Source organism: Roseospirillum parvum (genome assembly GCF_900100455.1).
Classification (GTDB): Bacteria; Pseudomonadota; Alphaproteobacteria; order Rhodospirillales; family Rhodospirillaceae; genus Roseospirillum; species Roseospirillum parvum.
The window spans coordinates 213,238-229,450 of record NZ_FNCV01000007.1 but is presented as its reverse complement, the minus strand read 5'-3'; the positions used below and the strand labels follow the sequence as shown (position 1 = coordinate 229,450).

16 protein-coding genes and 2 tRNA genes are annotated in these 16,213 nt (G+C 69.2%); 7 read left to right on the top strand and 11 right to left on the bottom strand.

Annotated features, from left to right (window positions below; translation table 11 throughout):
* Positions 1-189 precede the first annotated feature (189 nt).
* A complete protein-coding gene (locus BLR95_RS15925; RefSeq protein ID WP_218119545.1) occupies positions 190-522 on the top strand; it encodes a hypothetical protein in 333 nt (110 codons plus the stop codon).
* A gap of 45 nt (positions 523-567) precedes the next feature.
* On the opposite strand, the gene BLR95_RS11885 is transcribed toward BLR95_RS15925, so the two are convergent.
* From BLR95_RS11885 to BLR95_RS11850, 8 genes are all read right to left on the bottom strand, one after another.
* Positions 568-1,653: an exonuclease domain-containing protein gene (locus tag BLR95_RS11885; protein WP_218119544.1), complete on the bottom strand. Its 1,086-nt coding sequence runs from the start codon at positions 1,651-1,653 to the stop codon at positions 568-570.
* Between the two features lie 533 nt (positions 1,654-2,186).
* The gene (locus tag BLR95_RS11880; RefSeq protein ID WP_092620267.1) at positions 2,187-2,771 is read right to left on the bottom strand and encodes an HD domain-containing protein; all 585 of its coding nucleotides are present in this window, start codon (positions 2,769-2,771) and stop codon (positions 2,187-2,189) included.
* Positions 2,772-3,319: 548 nt separating this feature from the next.
* Positions 3,320-3,410, bottom strand: a tRNA-Ser gene (locus tag BLR95_RS11875).
* 118 nt (positions 3,411-3,528) lie between these two features.
* Entirely contained in the window at positions 3,529-4,092 is a 564-nt protein-coding gene (locus tag BLR95_RS11870) for a DUF2889 domain-containing protein (RefSeq protein WP_092620264.1), read from the bottom strand.
* A gap of 14 nt (positions 4,093-4,106) precedes the next feature.
* Complete coding sequence (locus BLR95_RS11865; RefSeq protein WP_245689483.1) at positions 4,107-4,544, bottom strand: CBS domain-containing protein; 438 nt, start codon at positions 4,542-4,544, stop codon at positions 4,107-4,109.
* A 190-nt stretch (positions 4,545-4,734) separates the two neighbouring features.
* Positions 4,735-6,033, bottom strand: coding sequence for an HlyC/CorC family transporter (locus BLR95_RS11860; protein ID WP_092620261.1), 1,299 nt, complete (start codon positions 6,031-6,033; stop codon positions 4,735-4,737).
* 467 nt (positions 6,034-6,500) lie between these two features.
* Positions 6,501-7,625 (bottom strand): 3-dehydroquinate synthase, encoded by a 1,125-nt coding sequence (gene aroB, locus BLR95_RS11855; RefSeq protein ID WP_092620258.1) that lies wholly within the window; start codon positions 7,623-7,625, stop codon positions 6,501-6,503.
* An 11-nt stretch (positions 7,626-7,636) separates the two neighbouring features.
* Positions 7,637-8,242: a shikimate kinase gene (locus tag BLR95_RS11850; RefSeq protein ID WP_092620256.1), complete on the bottom strand. Its 606-nt coding sequence runs from the start codon at positions 8,240-8,242 to the stop codon at positions 7,637-7,639.
* Positions 8,243-8,495: 253 nt separating this feature from the next.
* Between BLR95_RS11850 and BLR95_RS15820 the strand changes: the two genes are divergently transcribed.
* The 3 genes from BLR95_RS15820 to BLR95_RS11840 are packed head-to-tail and all read left to right on the top strand — an operon-like array spanning position 8,496 to position 11,288.
* Positions 8,496-8,639, top strand: a complete 144-nt coding sequence (locus tag BLR95_RS15820; protein WP_176787817.1) for a hypothetical protein — start codon at positions 8,496-8,498, stop codon at positions 8,637-8,639.
* On the top strand, positions 8,617-10,374 hold the full coding sequence (locus BLR95_RS11845; protein ID WP_092620253.1) for a hypothetical protein: 1,758 nt from the start codon (positions 8,617-8,619) through the stop codon (positions 10,372-10,374). Before BLR95_RS15820 ends, BLR95_RS11845 begins: the two co-directional genes overlap by 23 nt.
* Before the next feature lie 5 nt (positions 10,375-10,379).
* The gene (locus BLR95_RS11840; RefSeq protein ID WP_092620250.1) at positions 10,380-11,288 is read left to right on the top strand and encodes a site-specific tyrosine recombinase XerD; all 909 of its coding nucleotides are present in this window, start codon (positions 10,380-10,382) and stop codon (positions 11,286-11,288) included.
* Positions 11,289-11,294: 6 nt separating this feature from the next.
* Here BLR95_RS11840 and BLR95_RS11835 read toward each other — a convergent pair whose 3' ends face one another.
* The 3 genes from BLR95_RS11835 to BLR95_RS11825 all read right to left on the bottom strand — a co-directional run bounded on the left by BLR95_RS11835 (position 11,295) and on the right by BLR95_RS11825 (position 13,542).
* The gene (locus BLR95_RS11835) at positions 11,295-11,894 is read right to left on the bottom strand and encodes a GNAT family N-acetyltransferase (protein WP_092620247.1); all 600 of its coding nucleotides are present in this window, start codon (positions 11,892-11,894) and stop codon (positions 11,295-11,297) included.
* Between the two features lie 298 nt (positions 11,895-12,192).
* Positions 12,193-12,267: transfer RNA gene (locus BLR95_RS11830), tRNA-Thr, on the bottom strand.
* Positions 12,268-12,393: 126 nt separating this feature from the next.
* A complete protein-coding gene (locus tag BLR95_RS11825) occupies positions 12,394-13,542 on the bottom strand; it encodes a MipA/OmpV family protein (protein ID WP_143130992.1) in 1,149 nt (382 codons plus the stop codon).
* 369 nt (positions 13,543-13,911) lie between these two features.
* Here BLR95_RS11825 and BLR95_RS11820 point away from each other — a divergent pair, with 369 nt between their 5' ends.
* The 3 genes from BLR95_RS11820 (at position 13,912) to murA (ending at position 16,186) form a co-directional block, all read left to right on the top strand.
* The gene (locus BLR95_RS11820) at positions 13,912-14,094 is read left to right on the top strand and encodes a hypothetical protein (protein WP_092620241.1); all 183 of its coding nucleotides are present in this window, start codon (positions 13,912-13,914) and stop codon (positions 14,092-14,094) included.
* A gap of 113 nt (positions 14,095-14,207) precedes the next feature.
* Positions 14,208-14,762 carry a dCTP deaminase gene (gene dcd / locus BLR95_RS11815; RefSeq protein WP_092620238.1) on the top strand — a complete coding sequence of 185 codons (555 nt, stop codon included), beginning with the start codon at positions 14,208-14,210 and terminating at the stop codon, positions 14,760-14,762.
* A 137-nt stretch (positions 14,763-14,899) separates the two neighbouring features.
* The gene (murA, locus tag BLR95_RS11810; protein ID WP_092620235.1) at positions 14,900-16,186 is read left to right on the top strand and encodes a UDP-N-acetylglucosamine 1-carboxyvinyltransferase; all 1,287 of its coding nucleotides are present in this window, start codon (positions 14,900-14,902) and stop codon (positions 16,184-16,186) included.
* The last annotated feature ends 27 nt before the right edge of the window (positions 16,187-16,213 follow it).

Below are 16,213 nucleotides of genomic sequence, written 5' to 3'. Positions count from 1 at the left end.
ATTTCGGTCCACATGTTGTGCTCCATGGATGCCTAGACACCACCCATCGAATCACAACCGACTGAAATCACTCAACTCTTTTCCGATCAGGCTCTTAGCCCACCAGCTATCGGCGTCTCAAGTCAAAGTGGTGTCTGGTCCGTCTTACGTGCCGACGGCCGCCTGTGCGCTTAGCCGGCTTCGCGGTCGATGATTGCCCCATGGGCCTTTCCTCTTTCCGAAAATGGCACCTCAGGCAGACGAGGTGGACATAACCCGGAGCTATGGGCGCCGCTGAACGGCGACCCGATATCGATATGGCGCGATCTCTTCCACAGTGACCATGTCTCCAGCGCGAACGCCATTCTGTTCGAAAAATCGACGGATCCAGCCGCGTTTACGGAAGAGCCGTTTGGCACCGTCAAGATCAGTTATGACATCTTCAGTGCCGCCCCAATCTATGGCAATCTCGCGTTTTGCGGCCAACGCGCGGTTCGATCCGCCTATTGCATCAGCGGGAAAAATATCGAAAATGCCACTTAAATAAATGTGGCTATGGTCAATGTTCGATTGCGCAATTTGAGTTTCTCAGAATTGACAAGAAGAATAGGCGGGGCGGTCAGGTTCTTTTAAGTTTGGTGCGAATGCATGTGCAGCCCCAACCGCCTGTATGTCGTCCCTCTCCCGGATCGCATCGAAACTGGCATCGTCGCAATTCATGGTCAGGTCTGTTCGAGCAGGATCAAGGGGCCGAACGGAATGAGCGCGCTCAGCGCAGAGAACCACCTCTGCCGCTGCCCGAGCATCTTCCCCAGCGTCATGATGGTCAAATACGAGACCTAGATGGCGCTTGAGGCTTGCGAGCCCGTGGCCGCCGTTACCTTGCAACTCCGGCCAGGCGGATCGAGCGACGCGAACGCTGTCATGCCAGTCCCATTTCGGGATCGCCAAGCCGGATTTCTCACAAGCGGCAATAATCGCGCTGCGGTCAAAGCTGGAATGCTGGTAGACCGTCGCGTCATGGAGTGCATCCCACAGAACAGGCAGGACTTCTGAAAAGCTCGGGGCACTCTCTACGGTACGGGCGCTTATCCCATGTAGATAGGTAAAGGCCCAGTGATCCACGTTAGGATTGATGAAGGTTTTCCAAATCTCGATTGTGTCGTTGGGTCGAACGCATGCGACGCCAATTTGACATATGCTGGCGCGATCATGGGTCGCCGTCTCGACATCCAGCGCAAAGAACCGAAACGGGCCCGTTGGAAAAGGAGCGCACGACCCTCTATTAGACCTAGGCTCCGATACCCGCTTTTTTAACGTAACGGCTCCCGTGGCAAGAAAGCGTTTGCGCTGTCTTTCAATGGCAGCGAGTTCTTGGTCTCCCCATCCAAGGCGCCGTATTGTGGCATCAACCAGTTTGACAGGTTCTTCGTAGGGCTCCATGCGGCGTCGGTTCCACGCAATCGCATCGTCGGGTGCTTCGGACAGTATCTCAGCCTCCAGCCGGGCGATATCTAATGTGTCGGGCAAAGTCACCCATACTGCGTGACAGTGGTCCGCCACGAATTCGTTGCGCAGTCTCTTGGCAATATCACCATCAGCCTTAGTCAGTGAATCCTTACGGTCGCGCCGCATCCGCCCGGTGTTGTACATTTGCGAGAAGTAGTGGCTCATGCCTTCGGAGCCTGTGCGGTGCCGCTGATGGATCCGTTGATAGAGTGTTTGGCCCGCCGAGCTGGTCGACCCGATGTATCGAAGATCACCATGATGGTCTACGAGGCCGTAAACGCCGCGTGCGTCGCGTGGCGCCTGGCTGGTCGAACGTGGTTCAGCCATGATAAGGGCGAGAAGCACTTCTTTTGGAGAGAAACGCATACTCAAAGATGCTGTCCCCTGGAGTGGTGTCGCCGCCGTGGGTGAGGGGGGCGCTTGTTTGCTCGGGGCATCATGCGGAGAAGCCGTTTTAGCTGTGGTGGATCGTCGCAGGCTTTCCTTTCCCTCTTGTGCAAGAATAGCACAGAATGAAGGCCAATGGGCACTTAGATGCCTTTGAAAAAAAGCCCCCAACGGGAGCCTCATCTCGGGTTCGCTACAAGATAATGGCGGAGGGGGTGGGCCTGGGATCGGACGGTCTCTGGAGGCCGAGGGAGCCAGTCGACGGGGGCGAACGGGAGGAGCCCGCGAGACATGACCTGTTTCCGGCGCGACTACGCCGTCACGCCATTTGGGTAGGCATCGATCTTCGCCGCCAGCCGCTTTTCGAGATAAGGGCTGCCGTCCCGCAACGCGGACAAAATGCCCTTCGCCTCGTCTCGATAGGCGACAATCTTCTCGCCAGACCAGTGAGCTGGAGGCGGTTGGAGGTTGGTGATCCGATCGGCCATCTTCACCATCCAGACCGCTTTCGGCTGACGCCTGATCCGCTCCAGGCTGTCCTCCATCTGGAGGATTTTTCGCTCCGCCTTGGGCAAGTCCCGACCGATGGCCGGGTCCTTGGTGAGGGCCAAAACGCCATCCGCGATCACTTGCCCAAACTCGGCGACCAGATCACCATGGCTGATCGCCGTGTCCTCGATCGTGTCGTGAAGCAGCGCGCACTGGATGGCCATGTCCCCGTCGTGACCGCTTTCGACCGAGAGGGCCGCGAGCACCTCCATCGCCACGAAGCTGAGATGCATCAGGTAGGGCAAATCAGTGCCAGGAACGCATTGCCGCAGGTTTTCATTCCAATGGGCCGCGGCGGCAAAGCGGTAGCTCTTGATGTAAGCCTCCCGAGACCACGCGGTCGACATCGCTCGTTCCCTGCTTCGTATGCCCTTGCGATGGAACCGGACACTCCCCCATCGGGCTCCCGCGCACGCCGACAAGGCCAACGGTTCATCGTCACGACGGGCGGCTGGATGAGGCCCGTGATGAAGTCCCAGGCTGTGGCGTTTCGTTTCCGACAGATTTCAGTGCCGCCCGGGGCGGCCTTTGTCAAGGGAGCCGACCAAGGTCCAGCGGGTCTCGGGATGGGTTTGTGACGTGGTGTCGCCGGGATTGGCGATGACCGGAAACGCGAGCGGATTAATCTGGTCGGCCCGGACCTGGGCGGTGATCTCTATCCGTGCCTACCCACCACGAAGACGCGGATTGGGCCGGAGGGCCACGGACAATCAGATCGGATTTTTCACGGATTTTGGCCCCTCTCGCGGACGGTCATGGACACCCACGGACAAGGTGCTGGCGGAGGGAGCGGGACGAAGTCCAAACCCGAAGCAAGCGCCCGACCGGGCGCCGGGCGAAGCCCGCCCCATCGGAGCGGCCCGCCAAGTGGGCTTGCGTGAGATATCAAGAAAGCTGGCGGAGAGGGTGGGATTCGAACCCACGATACCCGGTTAGAGTATACACGCGTTCCAGGCGTGCGCCTTCGACCACTCGGCCACCTCTCCACGCGCGTCGGGCTGATATGCAGCGGCCGACGCGGGCAGGGAACCTAGCCCACCCGATACCCTCGCGCAAGGCCCTGAATGGGGCGCCAGGGGGGCCGGCGGTTTGGCCCGGAGGTGCTCAATCGCCGCCGGTATAGAACTCGGGCCAGTCGCGTTTGACCACCGGGCCATCGCTGGCCAGGGCGTGGCAGGTGTCGAGGTGGCGCGGTCGCCGTCCGGGGGTGGACTCGCCGGGCGGGTCCTCCGGCCGGGCCTGACGGAACGGCCAGATGGCCTGATGCGCCGTGGTCGCCATCGGGCCCAGCAGGTCGACCAGATGGGTGCACCCGGCCACCCCGCCCAGCCGGCGCCGCACCTCGCGATTGAACCCCGGGCCGACCGACAGCCCGACCAGCTTCTGGAAGGCGCCGGTGATCGCCGGGCAGATGGTGAACGGCGCGGCGTCGGTCACCGCCACCACCTCGCGGATGTGGAAGTCGGTGTCCACGGTCAGACGCACCGACATGTCGTGCACCGGCTCGCCGGCGGCGATCTCGCCCCGGTCCTTGTTGGGAAAGCCGTAGGTCTTGGTGTCGGTCAGCCGGCCTTCCACGTCCCACAGGCCGTCCTGGCGCTGGAAGGCCTGGCAGGTGATGGCCCGGGTGTGGATGGCGCGCCGGGGCGCGGCGGTGGGCAGGGGCATGGCCGCCCGCCGATCTACTGGGCGTCGCCGAAGATGTAGGCGTCGCGCTCGGCCAGCTCGCGCTCCAGGGCCTCCTGGATGACGATGTTCAGGTCGCGGATCGACAGCATGGCCACCACCGTCTCGCCGTCCATCACCGGAATGTGGCGATAGCCGCGCTGGCGCATGATGTTCAGCGCCTCGGTGGCCAGGGCGTCGGGGGGCAGGGTGTCGGGGCTTTCGGTCATCACCTGGCCGACCGGGGTGGTCGCCGGGTCCTTGCCCAGGGCGACCAGCCGGGCGGTGATGTCGCGCTCGGTCAGGATGCCGACCAGCCGCGCGTTCTCCATCACCGCCAGGGCGGCGATGCGATGTTCGCTCATCTTGCGGGCGGCCTCGACCGCCGGCAGGTCGGGGGCCACCGTGTGGACGGTCTGGCCTTGGATGATGTCGGGCACCAGCTTGCGCTTCACGGTCTTCTTCCTCCCAGGGAAAGCTCTTCGGCGCCGCTTGTCGTAAACGTTGAACAGGCCCCCGCGGCGGCGCGCCGAGAGTGGCCCATGCCCGCCCCCCGGGTCAAGTCGCTTGGCCGGGTAGGTCGGGGTGGGCCGAACGGGTAGGTCTGGGGCGCGGGAGGGGTGGGTCGGGTGCGGGTGAAGGGGGTCAGTTGCGGGTGGAGGGGGTGCCGTCGGCGGCCGGCGGGGTCACCTTCAGCGAGGTGATGCGGTTGCGCTGGCGCTTCAGGACCTCGAAGCGGAAGCCGTGGAACAGGAACACCTGACCCGGCTGGGGGATGGTCCTGGCCTCGTTGAGGACCAGCCCGGCGACGGTGGCGGCGTCCTCGTCGGGCAGCCCCCAGTCGAACTGGCGGTTGAGGTCGCGCAGGGTCACCTCGCCGGCGATCTGATAGCTGCCGTCGGCCTGGGCCACCACCCCGGGCACGGCGATGTCGTGCTCGTCGGAGATGTCGCCGACGATCTCCTCCAGGATGTCCTCCAGGGTGACCACGCCCTGCAGGGTGCCGTACTCGTCGACGACCAGGGCAAAGTGCTCGCGCCGCGCCCGGAAGGCCTGCAACTGGTCGAGCAGGCGGGTGGTGTCGGGGATGAACCAGGGGTCGGCCGCCACCGCCATCAGGTCGAGCCTGGAAAGATCGTCCTGATGCGCCTTCACCGCTCTGAGCAGCGCCTTGGCATGGAGCACGCCGACAATGTTGTCGGCCCGCTCGCGCCACAGGGGAATGCGCGTGTAGGGGCTGGCCAGCACCTGATTGACGATCTCCTCGTTGGGCAGGTCGGCGTCGATCGACGAGACGCTGTGCCGGTGGACCATGATGGCGCTCACCTCCACGTCGCCCAGGTCGAGCACGCTGCGCAGCATGGCCCGCTCCTGACGGGCGTCCTTCTCCGACTCCTCCTCCTCGCTGGCCCGGGTGTGCATCTCGATGGCGCCGCGCAGCTCGGCCAGGGTGGTGGCGGCGGTGTGATCGCGCCGCGTATCGGTGCCGAACACCTTCATGGTCAACTGGACCAGGGCCTCGATGACGATCGAGAACGGCCCCAGCACCGCCACCACCGCGCGCATCACCGGAGCCACCGCCAGCGCCATGCTCTGGGTGTGGGTCAGGGCATAGGTCTTGGGCAGCACCTCGGCGAAGATCAGCACCAGCAGGGTCATGCCCAGGGTGGCGTAGGCCACCCCGGAATCGCCGAACAACTGGATCATCAGATTGGTGGCCAGCGCCGAGGCCAGGATGTTGACCAGGTTGTTGCCCAGAAGAATGGTCCCGATCAGCCGCTGACGATTGTCGATCAGCCGGTTGACCGTGCCCGCCCGCACGTTGCCGCGCCGCTCCAGCTCGTGCATCAGCGGACGCGAGGTGGCGGTCAGCGCCGTCTCCGAGCCGGAGAAGAAAGCCGACAACACCAACAGAAAAAGAATCGCCACGGCGGTCGTGATCATGCGCCTGAATCCGAATGGGAAGGGGACGAAAGGGAAGGGGATAAGGACAGGCGCCAATATGGCCCGATCCGGGGCAGGAAAAAAGCCGCCTTGCGCTGCCATGGGGGCGCTGCCCCCAAAGCGGTGTCACGGGGGCGCTGCCCCCAACCCCCCGCCGGGGGACCGAAGGCGGTCCCCCGGACCCCCGCCATTTCCTTGGTGCAGGCCGGCCTGCGGAAAAGACGCGACCGACATCCGCGATGTACGGGGCTTGTGCTTTCCAGGGGTGTTTGGTTTCGCAGGCCAGCGAAGCTGGCCTGCAACCAACCCCTCTCACGTTCGATGCCGAGCGTTCGTTCCGCTCCAACGACCGGAGGGGGTCCGGGGGATCGCCTTCGATCCCCCGGTGGGGGTTTGGGGGCAACGCCCCCAACCTGATGGCGTGGGGGCTCGGGGGCGAAGCCCCCGATCTGGTGATTGTGGTCCCCTCAGCCGGCGAAGGCGGTTTCGATGTCGGCCGGGGTGAGGTCCTGGGAGAGGAAGGTGTCGCCGATGTCGCGGGCCAGCACGAAGGTGGGTCGGCCGTCCTTCACCTTCTTGTCGAAGGCGACGTGGCGGGCCAGGTCGTCCGCGCCGGGCCAGTCGATGCCGGGGATGTCGCCGGGGCGGGTCGGCAGGCCGACGCTTTTGAGGTGGGCGCGCACCCGCTCGGCGGCCTGGGGCGGGCACAGGCCGCGCCGGACCGAGGTGTCGTAGGCCATGACCAGCCCGATGGCGACCGCCTCGCCGTGGCGCAGGCCGCTGTCGAAGCCGGCCTCGGCCTCCAGGGCGTGGCCGAAGGTGTGGCCCAGGTTGAGCAGGGCGCGTTGGCCGGCCTCGCGTTCGTCGGCGGCGACGACGCGGGCCTTGGTGGCGCAACTGGTCAGCACGGCGTGGCGCCGGGCCGCGCCGTCGCCATCGAGCAGGGCCTGACCGTTGGCTTCCAGCCAGGCGAAGAAGGGGGCATCGCCGATCAGGGCGGTTTTCACCACCTCGGCGTAGCCGGCCAGCAGGTCGCGCCGGGGCAGGGTGTCGAGGGTGTGGGTATCGGCCAGCACGGCCCGGGGCTGGTGGAAGGCGCCGATCAGGTTCTTGCCGGTGCGGCTGTTGATGCCGGTCTTGCCGCCGACGCTGCTGTCCACCTGGGCCAGCAGGGTGGTCGGGATCTGCACGAAGGGCACGCCGCGCAGCAGCACGGCGGCGGCGAAGCCGGTCAGGTCGCCGATCACCCCGCCGCCGAGGGCGATCAGGGTGGTCGAACGCTCGGTGCGCACGGCGATCAGGGTTTCCAGCACCTCTTCCAGCACGGCCAGACACTTGGTGCTTTCGCCGGCCTTGAGGATCAGATGCGGGGCCTCGATGCCGCCGGCTTGCAGGCTCTTGAGCAGCGGGTTGAGGTGGATCGGGGCGACGTTCTCGTCGGTGATGACGAAGGCGCGCCGGGCCGGCAGGCGGTCGCGCAGCAGCGCGCCGGCGCGCTCGATCAGGCCGTCGCCGACCAGGATCGGGTAGCTGCGCGGGCCGAGGTCGAGGTCGAGCCGGTCGATCCCCGGCGGGGTGGAGGGGGCGTCCATGGGCGGGGCGGTCAGCTTTCGGCGGGGCTCGGGGTGAGCAGCGGGTGGCCGAAGTGGTCTTCCAGGGCGGCGAGGACGCGGGCGGTGGTGCGGCCCGGGGGTTCGTCGCTGGTGGTCACCGCCAGGTCGCACTCGGCGTAGACCGGATAGCGCATCTCCATCAGCCGGCGCAAGGTTTCGCGGGGATTGCCCTGGTTGAGCAGCGGCCGGTGGGTGCGCCCCTCGGTGCGCGAGACGAGCAGGTCGAGGTCGGCCTTCAGCCACAGCGAGACGGCGCCGCCGGCGATCAGGGCGCGGGTTTCGGGGTCCATGTAGGCGCCGCCGCCGGCGGCCAGGATGCACGGTGGCTGGGCCAGCAGGCGGGCCATCACCCGGCGCTCGCCGTCGCGGAAGCCGGCCTCGCCGTAGAAGGTGAAGATGTCGGCCACCGAGCAGCCGGCGGCTTCCTCGATCTCGCGGTCGGCATCGACGAAGGGGACGTCGAGCCGGCGCGCCAGATGGCGGCCGATGCAGCTTTTGCCGGCGCCCATCAGGCCGATCAGGACCACCGTCGCCGGCAGGGGGCGCGGCTCGGCGGAGGGAGTGGCGGGAGGGGAGGGGGCGGCGGAAAGCGACATGGGGCGGGCGGGAAACCGGGGCTCCTGAGTGGGCCGGGCGGGCCGGCGCGCGTTGCGCCAGCCGGGCGGGCTGGCTAGACTGCCCCCGGCCGGTGTCGAGCCGGTCGGGTTGGCGGCCAAAAAACCGTCACCTTTCGACCATAGCATACTTCGCGGGCCGGTCAGTACGGTCTTCGACCCCGGCGGTCGAAGTGTCTGTCGGGCCCGCGAGTTCCGGCTTTTTTCGCAAACGCTTTCCAGGGAGTCCCGGCCGTTGCGAACCCTGACCAAGATCCTGGCCCTCATGGTCCTGGTCGCCCTGGTGGCGGGCGGCGTCTTCCTGGCCACCTGGGAGATGCCGGCCCCGGCCACCCCGACCGAGGAGGTCATCCCGCATGCGCGGTTCACCGACCGCTAAGCTCTCTTTCGTCCTGGCTCTTGGCCTGTCGGCCAGCCTTGGCCTGATCGCCGCGACGCCGGCCCTGGCCCAAAGCGGCGGCGACCAGGGCCCGGTACCGCTGTTGCGCCTGCCCATGTCGCCGGCCGATGAGCCGGCCGCCAGTCCGGCGCCGACCAAGGGGGCGCCGCAGGGCATCGAGGAAGAGTCCCTGTCCGGCGTCGGGGCCGATGCCCGGGGGGTGCTCGATCCCGGGTCCGGCGGTCTGGGGGCCGATCTGTGGGCCGGCACCACCCGCCCGGTGGCCGAACGGCTGGTCGCCCTGCTGCCCGGGCGCAGTTCGGCCGCCGGCCTGGACCTGGCCCGGTCCCTGCTGCTGTCCACCGCCCGGGCGCCTAAAAACGGCCCGGGCCACGAGGGGCTGTTGATGGCGGCCCGGGTCACGGCGCTGTGGCGTCTGGGCGATGCCGAGGCGGCGGTGCGTCTGAGCGAGGTGGTGCCCGGGACCCAGGAGGGGCCGCTGGCCCGTCCGGCGGTCGAGGCGCGTCTGGCCGCCGGGCAGACCGAGGCGGCCTGCCGGCTGGCCGGGGCGGCGCGGCGGGCCGAGCCGTTCTGGCAGAAGCTGGCCGCTGTCTGCGCCCTGGCCGAAGGCAACGAGGCGCCGGCCAATCTGGCCCTGGCCGTGCTGCGCGAGCAGGGCGAGGACGATCCCGCCTTCTTCGCCCTGGCCGAGCGGCTGGCCGGCCTGTCGGTGCCGCTGCCCGACAGCCTGCCCGCGCCGTCGCTGTTGCACGGGGTGCTCTATCGCCTGCTTGAGGCGCCGTTGCCCGAGGATGCCCTGGGCTTCGCGGCCCCCGGCTGGTTGCTCGCCCTGGCTGCCGAGAACCCGGGTCTTGAGCCGGAGCGCCGGCTCGCCGTGGCCGAACGGGCGGTGGCCGCCGGGGCGCTGGCCCCGGCCCGCCTGCGCACCCTCTACGGCATGGTCGAGCTGAGCCCCGAGGAACGCCAGATGGCCCCGGAAGCGGTGCCGGCGACGTCCCGGGGGCGGGCCATCCTGGTCCAGCGGGCGGGGGCCGAAACCCTGCCGGCGCCGCGTGCCGTGCTGTGGGAAAAGGCCCTGACCGCCGCCGCCGGCAGTCCGGCCGGCGATGCCCTGGCCGCCGCCCTGGAACCCGAACTGGCCGAACTGACGGCGAGCATCGATCTGGTCTGGGCCGCCGTGCCCATCGCCCAGGGGCTGTACGCCGCCGGTCGGCCCGACCTGGGGGTGACGTGGTTCGCCACCGCCAGCAGTTGGACCCGGGCCCGCGACACGGCGCGCGACGCCGCGGCCCGCCTGTTGCCCTACACGCGGCTCGCCGGGCAGCCCTCGCACTGGACCCCGGACGCCCTGGAGAACTGGCAGACGGCCACCGCGCACGCCCCGGAAACCGCCGACCATGCCGCCGCCACCCTGCTCGCCCTGCTCGCCTCGGTGGGCCAGATGCCGACCGCCGGCGACCGCCTGCTGACCCTGTCGGCCGAGCGGCAGCCGGCCGAGGTGCCCTCGGCCCTGGTGCTGGGCGATCTGGCCCGGGCCGCCGCCGCCGGGCGGCGCGGCGAGACCGTGGCCCTGGCCCTGATCGCCCTGGGGCCGGAGGGCGGCCGGGCCGAGCCGGCGGTGGTGGCGACGGTGATCGAGGCGTTGCGCAAGGTCGGCCTGGAGGCGGCCGGGCGCCGGCTGGCCATCGAGGCGGCCCGCGCCGCCGGGGCCTGAGCGCCATGGCGGCCGGCGACGGCGCCCTGATCGAGGCCTTCCTGGAGATGATGGCCGCCGAACGAGGGGCCTCGCCGCGCACCCTGGACGCCTACCGCCGCGACCTTTCCGACTACCGCGACCATCTGGCCGGGCGGGGTGTCTCGGCGCGCACCGCCCGGGCCGACGAGGTGGCCGGCTATCTGGCCTCGGTGGCGGCGCGCGGGTTGGCCCCGCGCACCCAGGCCCGGCGGTTGTCGGCGTTGCGCCAGTTCCACCACTTCCTGCTTGGCGAGGCGGTGCGCGGCGACGACCCGACGACCAGCCTCGATAGCCCCAAGCGTCGCCACACCCTGCCCCGGGTGCTCTCCGAGGCCGAGGTGGAGCGCCTGCTCGTCGCCGCCGCCGAGGACGGGCCGCGCAGTCGGGCGCTGATGGAACTGCTCTACGCCAGCGGGCTTCGGGTGTCGGAGCTGGTCGGCCTGCCGCTGGCCGCGGTGGCCCGCGACCGGCCGTTGCTGAGGGTGCGCGGCAAGGGTGACAAGGAGCGTCTGGTGCCGCTGACCCCGGCGGCCCGGGCGGCGGTGGCGGCGTGGCTCGAGGTGCGCCCGGCCCATCTGCCGGACAGCCCGGGCAAGGCGGCGCGCTTTCTGTTCCCCTCAACCGCCGCCGAGGGCCATTTGACTCGCGACGGCTTCGCCAAGCTGCTGAAGACCCTGTGCGTGAAAGCCGGGCTGCCGCCTTCCGGGGTGTCGCCGCACGTTCTGCGGCACAGCTTCGCCACCCATCTTCTGGCCCATGGCGCCGATCTGCGCAGCCTGCAACAGATGCTCGGCCACGCCGACATCTCGACCACCCAGATCTACGCCCATGTCCTGGAGGCGCGCCTGAAACAGCTGGTCACCGCCCACCATCCCTTGAGTGGCGGCGGGTAAGGGGGCTCAGGCCGCGTCGGCCGTCCCGGTCAGGGGGCGAAGGCAGCCTCCCGCCAGGGGCACCAGGGTGCCGCTGACCGCGTTGGCATCGCACGGCGCCAGGGGCAGGGCGAGCAGCCGTTCCGGGTTCTCGCCGGGCATGACCAGCCCCAGGTCGGCCGCCGGGCCGAAGCCGAAGCGGCCATAGTAGGCGGCGTCGCCGACCAGCACGATCAGCCGGTGGCCCAGCTCGCGGGCGCTGGCGATGGCGGTGTGCATCAGGGCGCTGCCCAGGCCGCTGCCGGTCAGGCCCGGGCGCACGGCGATCGGCCCGAGCAGCAGGGCCTGCCGGGCCACGGGATCGGAGGTGGGGCCCGCGATCCCCACCGTCCAGTGACGCACGGTGCCGGCCAGCCGGCCGCTGTCGTCCAGGGCGATCAGGCACAGTTCGGCCAGCGGCGGACCGTCCTGCCGGTAGCGGTAGGAGGTTTTCGCGTGCCGGCCGGGGCCGAAGGCGGCATCGAGCAGGTGCTCGATGGCGGCGGCGTGTTCGGGTTTTTCGTGGCAGATCAGGTGGCCGCCAGGGGCCTGGGCGAGCGGCGCGGCGGCGGGGGAGAGCACGGACATCACGGAACGGGCCTCGCGGGCGAAGGGACGACGAACGAACAGCCGGTTCCGCTCGGGGAACCGGGGTCAGCGGCGGGCGCTGGGTCGTCGTCGCAGGCGCGAGGTGGGGGTCATGACCGTTTGAAAACCCATGACGTGGTGGCCGGGGCCTGGATGGCCTGTGACCTGGATGACCTGTGACCTGGATGGCCGGGGCCTTGGCTGTCCGGGAGGGCCGTCGGTTGTCCGGGGGGGGCCATCTGGCCTTGCCGATGCCGGTTTCCGATCCCCACCGCTTCCCATCAGAAGGGCGGGGGGATGGTGCCGCTACTGTGATTTGAACACAGGACCTCACCCTTACCAAGGGTGCGCTCTACCCCTGAGCTATAGCGGCGCCGGCGCGGCGAGGGCCGGTTTATGGCACAGGCCGCCGGGCTTGGCAAGGCCCCGTTTCACGGCTTTTTTCGGCGCTCCCGTTGGCGGCCGGGTGGGCGGCCGGGTGGGGGCCGGATGGACGGCATCAGAACTGGTAGCCGATGCCGCCATAGATCGAGAGTTGGTTCTCCTCCTCGACCAGCGGGCTGTCCGCCGCCTCGCCCAGCAGGTAGGACCACTCGCCGCCGCCGACCAGCAGAACCCGTTCGCTGACCGGGAAGCGGACCTCGCCGGACACCCCCACGTCGCGGAAGCCGCCGCCCGGTTCGTACAGGCGATGGCCGCTGTTGGCGGCCTGGGTGGCGTCGACCCCGAAGTAGGATTCCATGTAGCTCTGGCTGGCCCAGGTGGCGTGGGGGCCCAGCGAGAAGGTCAGGCCGTTGGCGGTCTGCCCCTCGTAGGTCACGTGGCCCTTGGCCAGCAGGCCGCCATGGCCGCCATCGGTCACCGACTGTTTGAGGTCGGCCCCCAGCCACAGGTTCTTGCCCACCTGGTAGTCGGCGAAGCCGCCCAGTTCCAGGCTGGCGTCGAGGTTGCCCATGCCGTTCAGGCGGCTGTCGTCGTCCTCGTCGCGGCCCCAGTCCACATTGCCGGCCAGACCGGCCCTCAGGCGTGGCGTCTCGGTCAGGTAGACGCCGACGCCGCGCTCGTTGTTGGCGAACAGGTAGCGGCCGACCCGGGCATCGAAGATCGGCCGGAAGCTGAATTCGTTCTCGCTGGCGCCGGGGTAGACCGGGGCGTACTTGCCGCCGGCGCCGAGCAGCACCGACCACTCATCCAGGCTGTTCGGCACCGGGTCGGGCGGCTGGGCCGCCGCGCTCTGGGGCGCCGCCGGGGCGGTGGCGGGGTAGGGCTGGGCGGTGGGGGCGGGCGTCGCCGGCTGGGTCGGGTAGGCCGGGGCGGCGGCCTGGGGCGGTGCCGGCCGGGTGACGATGCGCGAGCCCGTGTCGAGCGGGGTCGGCTGGGGGGAATATTGCGGGGCGGTCTGGGAGGCATACGGCGCGGGGGCCATCTCGGCCTCGGGCACGGTCACCGGGTAGGGGCGCTGGCCGGCGCTGTCGGTGGGCGTCGCCCGGCCGCTGCCGAAGTAGTCTTCCGGTCCGCTGGACGGGGCGCGGCTGGAGCCGTAGTTGCTGCCCGAGAAGGACTGCTGGGCGCTGGCCGGGGCTGGCACCGCCAGCGGTCCGAGCGCCACCAGCACGGCCAGCGCGGCCGTCGCGGGGGGCAGGCCCAAGGAGGGCAGGCCCAAGGAGGGCAGGGCTGATTGCGTGCCAGGGTGCTCCGGCCCGGGTCGGTGGAGACCGGCGGGCACATCACCCCGGCGCCGGGATCGGCCCGGTCCGGACAGGATCGTCATGGTTCGCCTCGAACTTCTTTCCGCGAACTTCTTTGCCGACGGTGGCATCTGCCGAGGTTGGCATCCGAAGGGAGCGCCGCGCCTTGGCGTCAGGCTTGACGTCAGGGGCAGGTCTCGGGGCCTCGGGCCGGATAGCGTTGCATTCTGCAGCGCCCCTCATTAAGGAACGGTAAGCGCCTTGTGGCAAACGCCTTTTTCGCGCCGGCCCGGAACTGCCCGGCGGCGCCCGGGAGCCGACCCCGCCCGATGCCCGATTCCGACCCGCCGCCGTCCGGCAAAACCGTTTCCGATCAAGCTTCTGGCGATTCGGGCCCGGGGCGCGAGCAGCGTCTGGCCCGGGCCCTGAGGGACAACCTGGCGCGGCGCAAGGCACAGGCCCGGGCCCGCGCCGACGCCGACGCGGCCGATACGGACGGCGACTCGGGGTAACCCGGGGGTAAGCGGGGCCTGGGCGCACGGGGTGGCTTGAGCCGCCTGCGCCGATGTTCTAAGACCACATCCTCCATCCACCTTATCAGACGGCCAGGGAGGCCCCGGACGCCATGCCGGTCATGCCCGATCACTGGATCAAGGAAATGGCCCAAACCCGGGGCATGATCGAGCCTTTCACCGACAGCCTGAAGCGCGACGGGGTGATCTCGCACGGCCTGTCGTCGTACGGCTACGATGCCCGGGTCTCCAACCACTTCAAGATCTTCACCAACGTCGATTCGGCGGTGGTCGATCCCAAGGACTTCTCGACCCAGACCTTCGTCGACCGCGAGGCCGACGTCTGCACCATCCCGCCCAACAGCTTCGCCCTGGCCTCGACGGTGGAGTATTTCCGCATCCCGCGCGACGTGCTGGTGATCTGCCTGGGCAAGAGCACCTATGCCCGCTGCGGCATCATCGTCAACGTGACGCCGCTGGAGCCGGAGTGGGAAGGCCACGTGACGCTGGAGTTCTCCAACACCACGCCGCTGCCGGCCCGCATCTACGCCAACGAGGGGGCCTGCCAGTTCATTTTCCTGAAGGCCGACAGCCCGTGCGACAGCTCTTACGGCGACCGCGCCGGCAAGTATCAGGGGCAGCGCGGGGTGACCCTGCCGCGCCTTTGAAGCCGCCGCCCCCCTGACTTGTCGCGCTCCTAAACTTGTTGCGCCTTCAAGACGCCCCAATGGGGCCATCAAGCGGCCCGCCGGCGGGCCCACCCTGTGCCGTCCCTTCCAGCCCTTATCAGAGTCTTTCTCCCACCATGGACCGTATCCGTATCGTCGGCGGCACCCCGCTGAAAGGTCAGATTCCCATCGGCGGCGCCAAGAACGCGGCGCTCGCCCTGATGCCCGCGGCGCTGCTCACCGACCAGCCGCTGACCCTGACCAACCTGCCCGATCTGGTCGACATCCGGACCATGGCCACCCTGCTGGCCCAGCATGGCTGCGCGGTCAGCCCGGTGGCGCCGCCGAACGGCCACGAGCCGGCCAGCACCCTGCACGCCAAACGCATCACCAGCACCACCGCGCCCTATGATCTGGTGCGCCGGATGCGGGCCTCGGTGCTGGTGCTCGGGCCCTTGCTGGCCCGCGCCGGCGAGGCCCGGGTGTCGCTGCCCGGGGGCTGCGCCATCGGCACCCGGCCGGTCGACCTGCACCTGGAGGCGCTGAAGGCGCTGGGGGCCGAGATCGAGCTGGAGGAAGGCTACATCAAGGCGACCGCGCCCAAGGGTCTGACCGGCAACCGGGTGGTCTTCCCCAAGGTCACCGTGGGCGGCACCGAGAACGCCCTGATGGCCGCCGCCCTGGCCAAGGGCGACAGCCTGATCGCCAACGCCGCCCAGGAGCCCGAGGTGTGCGATCTGGCCCACTGCCTGACCGCCATGGGGGCGCGGATCGAGGGCATCGGCACCTCGACCCTGCAGGTCAGCGGGGTGTCGGCGCTGGGCGGGATCACCCATCGGGTGGTGCCGGACCGCATCGAGGCCGGCACCTATGCCGTCGCCGCCGCCATCACCCGGGGCGATGTCACCCTGCTGGGGGCGCCCAACGAGCTGCTGACGGCGGTCGAGAAGGTGCTGGTGGAAAGCGGCGTGGAGATGACCGCCGAGGGCGACCGCCTGCGGGTGCGGGCCGACGGGGCGGAGATTCGCGGCGTCGACGTGATGACCGAGCCCTATCCCGGCTTCCCGACCGACATGCAGGCCCAGATGATGGCCCTGATGGCCACCGCCAGCGGCTCGGCCCTGCTCACCGAGACCATCTTCGAGAACCGCTTCATGCATGTCCCCGAGCTGACCCGCATGGGGGCGCGGATCAACGTGCACGGGGCCTCGGCCATCGTGCGTGGCATGCCCATGCTGTCCGGGGCGCCGGTCATGGCGACCGACCTTCGGGCCTCGGTGTCGCTGGTCCTGGCCGGGCTGGCGGCGCGCGGCGAGACGGTGGTCAACCGGGTCTACCACCTGGATCGCGGCTACGAGCGGCTGGAAGAAAAGCTGGCCGCCTGCGGCGCCCACATCGAGCGCCTGCCCGGCAACGGCGGCTGAGAGCGCCAAAAGGAGCCAAAGGGGGCA